The 13,335-nt window shown below is 26.6% G+C and carries 11 protein-coding genes; 8 read left to right on the forward strand and 3 right to left on the reverse strand.

What is annotated here, in order from left to right:
• Positions 1-9: 9 nt before the first annotated feature.
• Entirely contained in the window at positions 10-288 is a 279-nt protein-coding gene (locus IC175_RS14255; RefSeq protein WP_413926667.1) for a winged helix-turn-helix transcriptional regulator, read from the reverse strand.
• Positions 289-600: 312 nt separating this feature from the next.
• Between IC175_RS14255 and IC175_RS19460 the strand changes: the two genes are divergently transcribed.
• Complete coding sequence (locus IC175_RS19460; RefSeq protein WP_255287760.1) at positions 601-735, forward strand: hypothetical protein; 135 nt, start codon at positions 601-603, stop codon at positions 733-735.
• Between the two features lie 195 nt (positions 736-930).
• Positions 931-1,716 (forward strand): GNAT family N-acetyltransferase, encoded by a 786-nt coding sequence (locus tag IC175_RS14260; RefSeq protein WP_227851652.1) that lies wholly within the window; start codon positions 931-933, stop codon positions 1,714-1,716.
• 94 nt (positions 1,717-1,810) lie between these two features.
• Here the strand turns inward: IC175_RS14260 and pdaA are convergent, their stop codons facing one another.
• Positions 1,811-2,635 carry a delta-lactam-biosynthetic de-N-acetylase gene (gene pdaA / locus IC175_RS14265; RefSeq protein WP_227432773.1) on the reverse strand — a complete coding sequence of 275 codons (825 nt, stop codon included), beginning with the start codon at positions 2,633-2,635 and terminating at the stop codon, positions 1,811-1,813.
• 224 nt (positions 2,636-2,859) lie between these two features.
• On the opposite strand from pdaA, the gene IC175_RS14270 reads away from it, so the two are divergent.
• Together IC175_RS14270 and IC175_RS14275 are read left to right on the forward strand one after the other, a co-directional pair.
• The gene (locus IC175_RS14270) at positions 2,860-5,970 is read left to right on the forward strand and encodes a helicase C-terminal domain-containing protein (protein WP_227851653.1); all 3,111 of its coding nucleotides are present in this window, start codon (positions 2,860-2,862) and stop codon (positions 5,968-5,970) included.
• A 24-nt stretch (positions 5,971-5,994) separates the two neighbouring features.
• A complete protein-coding gene (locus IC175_RS14275) occupies positions 5,995-6,594 on the forward strand; it encodes a viroplasmin family protein (RefSeq protein ID WP_227432776.1) in 600 nt (199 codons plus the stop codon).
• 184 nt (positions 6,595-6,778) lie between these two features.
• On the opposite strand, the gene IC175_RS14280 is transcribed toward IC175_RS14275, so the two are convergent.
• Positions 6,779-8,872, reverse strand: coding sequence for a peroxiredoxin (locus IC175_RS14280; RefSeq protein WP_227851654.1), 2,094 nt, complete (start codon positions 8,870-8,872; stop codon positions 6,779-6,781).
• Positions 8,873-9,136: 264 nt separating this feature from the next.
• Here IC175_RS14280 and IC175_RS14285 point away from each other — a divergent pair, with 264 nt between their 5' ends.
• From IC175_RS14285 to IC175_RS14300, 4 genes are all read left to right on the forward strand, one after another.
• A complete protein-coding gene (locus IC175_RS14285) occupies positions 9,137-9,385 on the forward strand; it encodes a hypothetical protein (protein ID WP_255612780.1) in 249 nt (82 codons plus the stop codon).
• 164 nt (positions 9,386-9,549) lie between these two features.
• Positions 9,550-10,941, forward strand: coding sequence for a UbiD family decarboxylase (locus IC175_RS14290; RefSeq protein WP_227831171.1), 1,392 nt, complete (start codon positions 9,550-9,552; stop codon positions 10,939-10,941).
• 123 nt (positions 10,942-11,064) lie between these two features.
• The gene (locus tag IC175_RS14295) at positions 11,065-12,534 is read left to right on the forward strand and encodes a VanW family protein (protein ID WP_227834606.1); all 1,470 of its coding nucleotides are present in this window, start codon (positions 11,065-11,067) and stop codon (positions 12,532-12,534) included.
• 64 nt (positions 12,535-12,598) lie between these two features.
• Positions 12,599-13,192, forward strand: a complete 594-nt coding sequence (locus IC175_RS14300; RefSeq protein WP_227432784.1) for a GAF domain-containing protein — start codon at positions 12,599-12,601, stop codon at positions 13,190-13,192.
• Positions 13,193-13,335: the final 143 nt, after the last annotated feature.

Consider the following 13,335-nt stretch of genomic DNA (forward strand, 5'->3'; position numbering starts at 1 on the left):
TGTATAGAATTATTTATTATAACAGATTCCTTTATTGTCTAAAAATTCTTGTTGTCCATGTTCAAGCATATATTCTATACCTATTTCTTGCATTATCTCTACAGCTTGGAGCATTTTTTTGCCACGATTGGTAAGGAAATATTCAGTATGTAATGGATATCCAGTTGAACTGATTTTATCAACAATACCAAATTCTCTAAGTTCTTTTAATTGTTGGATTAACATTTTTTGACTTATTCCATCTATACTATGCTCTAAGTTAGAGAATGTTTTATTACATTGTCTCAACTTGAATACAATTATAGTCTTCCATTTCCCTTTAATGATATCATGTACAATTTCAAGAGGGCATGTATATTCATCTCTTATTTTTATAATATATCACCTCCATAAAATGATAATAAATTATATCACTGTTTTTATAATATGACAAATCTATATGAAGTATATATAAAATTTGTGTTTTATTAAGTTCTAAATTTCTTCTAATATAGTTCACACTTAGTACACAAATAGTTAGTAATATATAAGTAAGTAATATATTTGATACAAATTAGATAATTTTAAAATAATTTATGATAATTTAGAGGAGGAAAATATATGAATATATCAAGAAAAGCTATGAGAATAATAGAATTAGCACAAAGGATTGCAACCAAGAGAGGTATCTCAGTAGAAGAAGCCTGGGATGAGGCATTAAAAGAATATAAACAGAAATACCAACATATTGCATAGAAATTTAAAAATATAGTTCAATTTTGTAAAGTAGAAAATATAATATAATCACTGATTGATTTTTCTGAAAAAATTATAAATTTACAAATTTAAATTATTTAAAAAAATTTAGAATATTTAGTAGAAGTTAATAACTTTAAATGATACTATAAATTATAAGGTATATCATTATTAACACAAAAGGAGGATGTACACTTGATTGTAAAAATAGATAATACTTTAGAAAAAAAATTCTGGCAATATGTATCACATGAAGAAAGTTTAAACTTATTTATAATTGGATATGTTGAAAACTATGGATTTAGTTCTGATTCTCAAAAAGTATGGTCTCAGATAAAAGAAGGAAGTATAACTTCTATAATATTAAAAAATAAGTCAACACTTATAATCTATAGTTTAGAAAATAATTTTGATGTAGAAGAAATGAAAAGCCATATAAAAGGATTAGATATAGAAAGTATAAGTGGAAAAAAGTGTGTAATAGATAGACTAGTGAGTATATACAAAGATTTTTATGAAAAATTGGATAATAAATTTTGTATATTAAAGAAAATAAAAGAGCTGGATTTTTCTACTATGAATGAATATAGGATAGAAAAGGCATATGAAAGAGACATTGATGAAATAGGAAAACTTTTAAATGAATCAGGATATAAGGTAAGTCCAAATTACATAGAAGCAAGAAAAGAGTACTTAAAAGAAGGTAACGTAAGAGCATATTTCATAAAAGATAATAATACTATGATTAGTACTGTATCAACTGGTATGGAAACTAGTTTTTTAGCAATGATAGTTTCTGTAAGTACAGACAAACAGCATAGAAAAAAAGGGCTTGCTAGTTATATGGTGTACAATTTAAGTAAAGAACTATTGTCAGAAGGGAAAATACCATGTCTTTTTTATAATAATGAAATAGCAGGAAAAATATATCACGATATAGGATATGAAGAGATAAATGAATGGACAATGCTTTTTAAATAATTCTAAAACACAAAACTCCATCAAGAATTAAAGTATTTATAAATAGATTTATTTTTACTATAATTCATGAGGGAGTTTTATTTTAATTAAAATGTTATTTTTTACTGCTTAAATAGTCAAGTGTTTTAAGTTTGTAACCTTCTTTTTCCCAATGTGTAAGTACTTCATCCAATATCTCAGTATTAGTTGAAGAATTTGGATGTAATAAAACTATTGCACCAGGATGTGTTCTAGAGTAAATTTTGTTTTTAGCAAACTCATGAGTAGGTTGTTTCTTTTCATACCAATCTACATAAGCAAAACTCCAAAATATAGATTTATAACCCAAGTCTTGTGTATATTTTAGAGATTGTTCACTAAATTTACCCATTGGTGGTCTAAAATATTTAGGCATTTCTTTTCCAGTAACATCTTTATATGCTTTTTCTACACTTGTAATTTCTTCTTTGAATTTTTCAAAATCTGTAATCCCAGCCATTGATGGATGACTTTTTGAGTGATTACAAACCAAATGACCTTCTTTTTCCATACGTTTTATTAAATCTGGATTACTTTTTATATAACTCTCAACTACGAAAAATTGTGCCTTTGCATTGTGTTTTTTTAGTGTATCTAACAACTTTGGAGTGTTCCCACTTTCATATCCAGCATCAAATGATAAGTATATAACTTTTTCATTAGGGTTTCCTACATAATATGAATCATATTTCTTAAAAAAATTGGCTTCTTTTATAGGGGATGGTTGTTTGCCATCCTCTCTAGGATTAAAATACCAATCATATTCATGTGTATCAAGTGTTGGACTAGAAATTTGAGTTTTTGTTTTATCTAGGGATTTAAAGTTCATACTAGCAATTCCAAAAAGTATTAAAGCGAATGCTCCTATCATAATGTATTTTTTCAGGCTATCTTTTTTCACAATGTCACCTCTTATTTAAAATTTCAAGTAAATCTTTCTTATAATATAGTTTGAATATTTATAGTTAAAAATATTCATATATACAAATAATAAATTAAAGAAGTTTCTTTTAATATATATAAAATAACATTAATTATCTTAAACAAAATACATTATAAATGATAAAATATAAGGAGCAATTATTGTGTAGAAGTGAAATTGGTTTAACTTGAAGGGATAAAAAAATGAATAATATAATAAGTATATTGAATGATGTTGTTTTTTTAGATATAGAAGTTAGTGGAATAGACTATTTAAATTCAGAAATTTTAGAAGTTGGAGCTGTTAAAATTAAAGATTGGAAAGCTGAGACATATCAATCGTTAATAAAAAATAAAGCTGAAGTACCTATAGAAGTATTCTCTCTATGTGATAATCTTAAAAAAATTGATTTAGAAGATGCTTTTAATCTAAAAATGGTAGAAGAGGAGTTAAGAAATTTTGTAGGAGATAGTCTGATTATATGTCATGATTTAAGTTTTAAAAGAAAGTTTTTTGAGTACTATATGCCAAAGCTAAAAAATAAATTTATTGATTCAATTGAGTTGGCAATTATTTTAGAGCCATATCATAAGGATTATAGTTTGGTGTATTTAAAAAGTATTTTAACTAGCGATAAATCTGAGACCAAGAATAGAGCTTTATCAGATGCTATTGATACTATAAATATTGTAAATTCTCTTTTAATAAGATTTAATAACCATGAGAAAACTAATTTAGAGCCATTAAGTTTTAAAATAAATTCATATCTAAATAAGTTTAATCTTGGAAAATGGGAATGGAGTAAATTTTTAGAAGAAGCAAACTATGATTTATCTCATGATGTAAGTATTATAAAAGAACATGAGGAGTTTAATCCAAAAGAAGAAAATATAAAAGAAAAAGAAACTTTAAAAATTTTACGTGAGCAAGAAAAGAAATATGAAGAATTATTAAAATATAAGCATATATGGGAGAGTAAAGAGGGATTTACATATGAATATAGACCAGGTCAGTATGAGCTTACTAAGGCAATACGAGAATTGTTTAGAAATAATGAAGATGACGAAAAAATTGCGTGCATAGAGGCGCCAACAGGGATAGGAAAAAGTGTTGGATACTTATTGCCAGCTATATTAGAAGCTAGAATTAATAAAAAAAGATTGCTAATTTCTACTGATACAAAAGAATTGCAGATACAATTGATAAATAAAGATATTCCAAATGTGTTAAATTCTTTAGGGTTAAATGGTAAAGTAAGTTATGGATATATAAAGGGAAAAAACAACTATATATGTATAGATAGATTAGAAGCATATATAGCAGATTATGAGTCTCAAGAACCTACTAAAGAAGAAATATTATCTTTAATATTTTTAGAAAGATTAGTTGAAGGTGGTAAATATGGAGATATAGAAGAAATAAATTATTGGGTGTTGGATAACTTCAAGGAAATAAATACTCACTTAAGAAATATAAGTTGTGACCCAAACATGTGTAAACCTAAAAAATGTAAAAAAGATTGTCTATATAAAAATAGGACAGAAGAGTTAAAAGATGAACATATAACAGTAATAAACCACTCTTTACTGGCTAAATGGCCATATAAAGATGAAAAGCCTTTAGAAAATATAATAGTAGATGAGGCTCACAATTTAACTGAAAAAGGATATGATTTTTTTTCAAGTATCATAAATTCAAAGTCTTTAAGATACTTATTGCAAGAAATTTATCCTTATGAATTTATACAAGATAGTAGTTTTATGTATAAAAAAACTAATACAAACATGAAGAAAATAAAGGCTTTTGATAAATTCTATCATATATTAAAAATTGAAAGAAAAGATAAACAAAAGATTGCTAGGAGTATAAATCTTATTATTGAAGAAATAGATTCAATATTAGCATTTGGCAATTGTAGTGAATATGGTAATGTAAGCAATTATAACCTAAGATGGGAATTAAATTTACAAATAGATGAAATTGCAGGAAAAATAAAAAAAGATGATATAGATACTGAAGTTAGCTATAGATTGTATAGTGAAAAGATAAAACTAAGTTGTGAAAAAATAATAAAAAATTTAGTTTCAATAATAATTGTAATTTATAGGAATATTGATGATGATAGTATAGATAAAGAAACAGATATATATAAGTTTGGAAAAGCAAAGACAAGAGATTTAGAGGATATAAAAATTGTTTTTGAAATTTTCTTAGAGTATGATGAGAATGATGATTATGCAAGAATAGTTGAAATTGAAAAGAATTATAATGATTTTGAATTTAGAGTAGTTCCATTAAAAATAGCAGATTTATTTGAAGAAAATATTTTATCTCAGCTAGAGAAAGGAATATTTTTATCAGCAACCTTAAGTTTATCTCAAAATATGTCTTATTTTAAAACTACATTGGGAATAGATAGGGTTAAGAATATAGAAAAAATTATAGAACCAATTTTTGATTATAAGAATATGGTTTCTGTAGTAGCGTTTTCTGATATTTGTGAGTATAAAAATGCTGAATTTCCAAATGAAATAAGTAAAATTATATCGAATATATCATGCATTACAGAAGGGCATATGTTAGCTCTTTTTAATAGTAAAAATAGACAAGAAAAAACTTATGATATATTAAAAAAATATTTGCATGGTTTAAATTTAGAAATTTATGCTAATAAAAAAGGTGTTAGACATCTTAATGATTTAAATAGAAAGTGTGTAGTACTTGGCTCAAAAGGATGTTTTGAAGGTGTAGACATTCCAGGCGATGGTTTGGTATGTGTAACTTTGGACAAGCTTCCTAATTTAAACCCTAAAGACCCTTTGTATTATACTATAATGAAGAAGTATAATATAGATTATTACAGTATAAATTATCCCCAGATGACTATAAAAGTAAAGCAAGCTATGGGAAGACTTTTAAGAAGTAAATATGATTATGGATGCTTTGTGATTTTTGATGTTGGCACTAATATAAGCACATTAAAAAGACTAGAGCAAGATTTGCATGGTTGTAAAATTTTAAAGATGAATAGTAACGATTTTTATACTTATGCAAAAAAACACTTAAATAAATCTAGAAGCCTAATACTAAAATCTGTTATATTTGATACTATAAAAGCATTACAGGTCAATACTAAAATAGAAAATGATGAAGTTGATAAAAATACTATAAAAAAAGATATCAATGAAAATATAAGGCAAAGAGCTGTAAAAGGAGAAGTATATCATATAGATATTGAAAACAAAGATATGAGAGTAAAGTATTTCGATAAAAATTATCTAATAAATCTAGATATATTTATGAGAGAAACATAAAAACTAATGGTGGGAGTGATATATTTGGCAAAACAAAAGTTTTATGCTGTAAAAAAGGGCAAAAAAATTGGAATATATGAGACATGGGATGAGTGTAAAAAACAAGTAAATGGATTTTCAGGAGCTGAATACAAGAGTTTTACTACATCACAGGAAGCAAAAGAGTATGTTTATGGAGCAACAAAACCAACATTTAAAGAAGATGAAGAATTTATAGAAGCATATGTTGATGGTAGTTATGAGCATTCAATAAAGATGTATGGTTCAGGTGTTGTAATTCTAAAGAAGAATGAAGTTATAAAAACTTATAGTAAAAATGGAAAAGAGCAAACTTTAGTAGGTATGAGAAATGTGGCGGGTGAGATAGAAGCTTCTAAAATTGCAATGCAGTACTGTATTGATAATAATATTCAAAACCTGATTTTATATTTTGACTATGAAGGTATTGAAAAGTGGTGCACTGGAGTTTGGAAAACAAATAAAGAAGGAACTATAGCATATAAAAACTTTTATGATAGTATCAAAACGGAGTTAAATGTCAGATTTATGAAAGTTAAAGCACATTCTGGAAATAAATACAATGAAGAAGCTGATAAGTTAGCTAAAAAAGCTATTGGTATATAATTAGGAATTAGCATGCTATTAAAAAAACATTGACTTATAACCAAAAAAGCAGAATTGTATTATAATAAGATAAGTTTCTGATTTCAAAATAATTGATATTATTATCAATTAAGTAAAACTCATTTAATATAATGCAATCTGCTTTTTTATATGGCAAAAGTATAAAATTTTATATTATGTCTAATTAGAATTGACCATAAAGACCTTCAAGTTCTTCTTTTAACAATTCAGGGTCATTTATACCAATAGACATAGTTCTAGCTAATATATTTGCCTGGTCATAAGTTGATGTCCAAGAGAATACCCCACCTAAACAGTTTCTAAGCACATATTGAGTTTTTAAGAATATAGATAATGAATCATCATATGACATTGCAAATTCTCCATCTTTAACTAAATATGGAACCTGAGCAACTCTATCAAATCTATATTCATATCCGTTTTTATTTATATAATCTTTTCTAAGTTCATCATAAGTTCTTGTTATAGTGGCACCTAATCTTCCATAAAATGGAAGTCCGAGAAGGATTTTCTCAGAAGGCATTCCAGCATTTTCAAGGTTTCTAACCATTGCATCAACACTATATCCTGGTAAGGATAAGTCTGAGTCAAAAAGGTTTGCCTGATGTTTTCTGCCATTTGGCCCTGTTTCACCTGCTGTGAAATCATAACTCATAAGATTAAAATAATCTATTATTGGAGCTATTTTATCTATTTCAGCACTTGAGTTTATATATCCCATATCCCCTGTTCCAGCTACACTAAGCCATTTCTCATCTCCTATAACGTCTCTTATAGCTGTTAGTAAAAGTGTGAAATTTTCTCTATCTTGAGGTCTCGATTTTATACCAGCTGCACTACTTCCAGGATATTCCCAGTCGATATCAACTCCATCTAAAGCATATTCATTTATCATTTGATTGACTTGTCTTGCAAAGTTATATCTGGATGTAGGCGTTAAAGCTGCATCGGAGAATCCTTCAGCTCCCCAACCACCAATGGCTACAATTACTTTTAAGCTAGGCTTTTCAGCTTTAAGCGCAAGCAATTGGTTTAGGAATCTAGGATAAGGAATAAATAAATTACCATATTGGTCTATTTCAGCAAATGCAAAAATAACTGCATCTAATAACTGAGCATCTACATTAGTTGGATTACCAAGAACATATTCCATTACAATAGGATTTATATCTGGACAATTTATATTTTCAACTATTGGATTATATGGGTCATTTATTTGTGGTCTAACTAACTTCTTTGAGTCTTTTAATGTTTTCATAGCTATTTTTTTAGAATTTTTTTCACTTGTATAATCATAGTTTTTATAATTTTGTTTATAGAAATCCTCATAGCTATTATCCTCTTTACTACATTTATCGTATTTGTATTTTATTTCATCACAGGATTTATCTTTAAGTTTATCCTGTTTGGAGTTATGAATTTTGTTAGTATTTTTAGTATGTTTTTGTTCGCAATCACAACTATCTTTAACATCCTTATTGTATTCTTGTTTGTGGTCATGAGATTTGTTTATACACTTAATATTTTCTTGTTCGTAATCATTTTCAATATTTTTAGTATGTTCTTTTTTACAACTGTAAGTATCATCAATATTTTTAGTATATTCTTCATCTGTGTAATTATCTGGCACAAAACATAAGTACCAATCCATACATGAATACTTTTTATTACAACTATTTACTCTATTTTTTAACTCTTTATAGTTTTTAGGATATGGCAAGATAACAGGCATTCCAGGGAACCAGTTTGCAGGAGTAACTACATTATCTCTATCACTAGTTTGAAGAGCATCTACTATTCTAAGTATTTCTGGTATATTTCTTCCTGTAGTCAATGGATAATAAAGAATAGTTCTTAATATTTGATTATTATCTATAATAAATACAGAACGGATAGTAGATGTATCACTCATTGGTTTTGATATCATGCCATATAATTTGGCAATTCTCATATCTCTATCTTCTATGATAGGGAATGGGATTTCTACACCTGTAAGTAAAAACATATTGTACATCCAAGCTAAATGAGAGCTATTGCTATCAACACTTAGGCCGATTAATTCTGTATTTCTTTTCTTAAATTCATCATAATATTTAGCAAAGCATAAAAATTCAGTAGTACAAACTGGTGTAAAATCACCAGGATGTGAAAATAAAACAACCCAATTACCTTTGTAATCAGACAGTCTAATAGGGCCATCTGTTGTATTGGCTTTAAAATCAGGAGCCTTGGATCCTAAACTTGGCAAATTTGGCATGTAAATCACCCCTCAATAAATTATCATTTATTTCATTCTATTAATTAGCACAGATTAGTGTTACTATTTTATTAAAATGAAGGAATACTAATGTCAAAAAAAGATATTTATTAAAAATATTTAATATTTTCGTAATATAAATGACAATAATAATTGCTATTTTTTTACTAATTTGGTATAGTAATGGATAAGGGGTAGTGTCAATATTAGTGATTATACGAGGTGATTGGATTGAAAAAAATTCTAAGAATTTTAGTTATCTCCATGATGATATGTTTTGCAATGACTTTTGCATTAGTATTAATAAATTCAGTTATGGGAGTACATGTAGGATTGGATTATTACTTTTTAATGGCGAGTGTGCTTACAGTATGCTTGACTACAGGAGTTGTTTTATGCAATGCTAGAAAAATATTTGCTAACAAAACTATACATACAACAAGAATGAAAAATGTCAGTGCTAATAAAAAACAAAAAAGTCATTCTAGGGATATAAAGAGAAAGATATCATAATTTATGTAAAGGAAATATTTATGTATAAAATAATGATTGGTAGGTAAAATAAAAACACGATTTAACTTGTGTTTTTATTTTTTTTCAGGAATTATGATATAATAACCAATAAGAAATTTAGTTTATCATAAATATAAATATTGCTAAATAGAGAGGGAACTATAATGAATTTTAGAGATTTATTTGAAAAAACTGTAGATTTTATTGATGAAAAAAGAAAATCTATAGTAGCAGTTTCATTATCAGCATTAGGCATACTTGTTTTAATCATAGTATTTTTCTTAAGTAGTAATGAATTTAGTGTAGGAAATGAAGCAAATGAGTTGTTAAAAATTGTAGAGAAAAGACAATACTCTATTGCTGTGGATTACTATGCAAGTGTAGATAAAAAGTTTTCTGATTCAAAAATGGAAAGGTTTAATAAATCCATTTCTAAAAAAATAAATAAATTATTATTAAATAGTGGTGACAAATATTTAGATGGAGATATAAGTCAAGAAAGTTTTATTGGATTAATAAATACAGTAAAATCATTAGATAAAATAAATATAAATGTAGATGATTTAATAACTCAAGCTAATAGAGTTGGAGAAATGTATAAAGAAGAAAATATTACTTACAATGTGGCAATTTCTTATATAAATACTATTTCAATTTTAAATGGTATAGGTGGCAACTTAGATGTATACAAGCAAAATGTAGAAACAATTAAAGAATCTAGAGATGTTTATGACTCTGCAGTAAAAGACCAAAAAGTATATAAATATTATGATGCTATTGAAAAATATAATAAAGTATTAAAAGAAGACGAAAAATATTACAACCTAGCTCAAAACGCTAAAAAACAATGTGTTGAAGAAATGTATGATTACTATATAAGTAAAGCAGAAGAAGCAAACACTTCTGGTGATTATGAGAAAGCATTACAGTATATAGACTATCTAAAAGAAGACTATTCAGACGATGAAAAGGTACAAAGTTTAGAGAAGAAATATAAAAAGAATTTATCATTGTATACTTTAACATCTGATGACATTATAAATATAATCTCTAAAAAAAGTGGGAAAGAAAAGGCAAATCTATCTATAAACTCACTTCCACAAATGGTAAAAAACGATAAATACTATTATGCTGAGGTATATGAGTATGATAAATTAATAAATGAAGTTTTAATAAGTGCAAAAACTAAAGATTTATATTCATATAAAGATGGTAAAAAAGATTATAAGGTGGACTATGGAGAAGGATATTTTAGAATATTAGAAGATGGAAGCTATCAATTTGGTATTACTAAAGATAAAGCTAAATTTGTGTTGACTAATACTCTTGATGAAAAAGAAAATAAATACAAAAAGGTTGATATATTGGATATAGAAAAAGCTGATAAATATGTAAAAAGTAAAAAAAGTTTAGAAGAATTATTTGGAAAACAAAAAAATATTTATTATTATGCTGTAGTAAACAAAGGTTTATTTAGAGGAAAAGAAGTTTATGCTATCAACATATACAATGAAAAAATATATTCTATATCAGAAAAAGGATTGAGTGAATATTAGTTATTTATATTGATAATGTTAAATTATTATATAATTAAAAAGTTTTTGGGTTTTTAAGGCACATTATGTAGTAATATAATAGTAGGTGTATATAAATAATTTTATTGTAAGGAGAAGTAAGGGATGATTAATGTGAACAAAAAGCTAGTTATAGCTATTGGAGCTGTAGCATTATTATTAGTAATATTTGTAGGTATAATGTGTATACAGTTTAAAGGGGAGAAAATAGCAAAAAACACATATGTTAATGGCATAAGTGTTGGAGGATTAACTAAATCTCAGGCTAAGCAGGAATTAGCTAAAAAATACAATTTAGATAATGTTGAATTTAATTACAACGATAGAAATTGGAAAGTTAAAAGTCAAGACCTAAATTTATCTGCTGATTTGGATAAAACTGTAGAAAATGCATATAATTTAAATAGAAAGAATGGTTTCTTTAGCAACCTATCAAAAACTATTTCAGCAAATTTTGGTAAAAAGAGTGATTTAGTAGTAGTAACAAATTATGATAAAAATAAGTTAAAAACAGAAATGGAAAAAATAGCTAAAGAAATAGATGTAGAGGTAAAAGATGCAACAATTGATATAAGTAGTGATAAGGTAAAGGTTGTACCAGATTCTGATGGCCTTAAAATGGATATTTCTAAGAGTATGAATAGTTTTGACAGTCAGATCAAAAAAGGAAAGTATACAAATAAGTTAGTGGTAAAAGCTACTTCAGCAAAAATAAAAAAAGAGCAACTTGCTAATATAGACACAAATTTAGGTAAATATGCAACAACATTTAAAACTTCTCAGGTAAATAGAAGTATAAATATAAAATTAGCAACAGATAGTATAAGTAATATTTTACTTATGCCAGGAGAAACTTTTTCGTTTAATGAACATACAGGAAAAAGAAGCAAAGCGAATGGCTACAAAAGTGCTCCTGTTATAGTAGAGGGAGAAATGGAAGAGGATTATGGTGGAGGAGTTTGTCAAGTTTCATCAACTCTATATAATTCTGTTTTATATGCAGGCTTAGAAATTACTAATGTAAAAAATCATACTATACCATCAAGTTATGTTCCAAAAGGAAGGGATGCCACTGTTGCAGACAGCGGAATAGATTTCTTATTTAAAAACAATCTTAAGCATCCAATTTACATAAAAAATTATGTTTCAGGAAATCAAATTGTTTGCAATATATATGGAAGTGCAGAGGATAAACAAAATATAACAATATCAACAAAATTAGATGGAGTTTCACAAACTACAATGAAGAGGGTCAATGATTCTTCAATGCCTAAAGGAAAAGAAAAAGTAGATAAGAGTGGAAGAAATGCATACTCTGTATCAACATATAGAACATTTAATGATGCAAATGGCAAGAAAATTAAAACTGAAAAAATAGCTAATTCATATTATCCTAAGAAGGAAGGTATTATATTAGTTGGAACTATGGAACCAAAACCAGAAGAAAAGCCAAAGACAGATGAAAATAAAGATAATCAAAATACAAATAATCAAAATACAGATAATAAACCAAAACCAGAAACACCACCAACTGATAATAAACCTAGTGAGACACAACCACAACCACAAGCTTAAAGTTCTCAAGAATAGGATTTATGTAGAGTATTAAAAAATATAAATCTAAATAGGAGGGATTACTTTGAATTTAAATAATATAACTAATTACGTTCAAAGTATTTGCGAGAATATTTCTAATGTGTTAGATGTAGATGTTACTTTAGTTACAAAAGATTTGACTAGGATAGCAGGAACAGGAATATTCAGAGGTAAAATAGGAGAAACAATATCAGAGAAATCTGTGTATTCTCTTGTTTTAAAAGATGGAAAATCCTATGTTATAAATAAGGAAATAGAAGAGAACTGTAATAAGTGTGCAAATAGAGAAAACTGTAAAGAGTTAGCAGATATCTGTACTCCTGTTAAAATGGGAGAACATATACTTGGAATATTGGGTATAGCTGCATTTAATGAAGAGCAAAAAGAAAAGATACTTTCAAAAGATAAGGAATTAACTGCTTTTGTAAGGAGTATGTCTGATTTAATATCTTTTAAATTGGATGAACTATACAAACAAGAGGTTAAGACTATGGATGACCTTGAAAGAGAAGCTATAGAAAATGCTATCAAAAAATATGGCAGTAATACAGAAGGAATGAAAAAAGTAGCAGAAGCATTGAATATAGGTATAGCTACTCTTTATAGAAAAGTAAAAAAATTCAACATTAAAAGTTAGTAATATTGTAAAAAAGGTAACCTTTTCATAAAAAGAATTGGATTACCTTTTTTATTGTGAGAATAATGGCAAAAAATGTATAGTTTTGACTTGACATATTAAATATGTTATCTTAAATATATATTTTGAAGTGGAGGTGATTA

Origin of the sequence: Clostridioides sp. ES-S-0123-01 (assembly GCF_020658415.1) — a bacterium.
Classification (GTDB): domain Bacteria; phylum Bacillota; class Clostridia; order Peptostreptococcales; family Peptostreptococcaceae; genus Clostridioides.

What these genes read in the sequence shown, in the direction of transcription:
- IC175_RS19460 (WP_255287760.1), top strand. Translation starts at nt 601, where the DNA reads ATGAATATATCAAGAAAAGCTATGAGAATAATAGAATTAGCACAAAGG.
- IC175_RS14270 (WP_227851653.1), top strand. Translation starts at nt 2,860, where the DNA reads ATGAATAATATAATAAGTATATTGAATGATGTTGTTTTTTTAGATATA.
- IC175_RS14280 (WP_227851654.1), bottom strand. Translation starts at nt 8,872, where the DNA reads ATGCCAAATTTGCCAAGTTTAGGATCCAAGGCTCCTGATTTTAAAGCC.
- IC175_RS14285 (WP_255612780.1), top strand. Translation starts at nt 9,137, where the DNA reads ATGATGATATGTTTTGCAATGACTTTTGCATTAGTATTAATAAATTCA.
- IC175_RS14290 (WP_227831171.1), top strand. Translation starts at nt 9,550, where the DNA reads ATGAATTTTAGAGATTTATTTGAAAAAACTGTAGATTTTATTGATGAA.
- IC175_RS14295 (WP_227834606.1), top strand. Translation starts at nt 11,065, where the DNA reads ATGATTAATGTGAACAAAAAGCTAGTTATAGCTATTGGAGCTGTAGCA.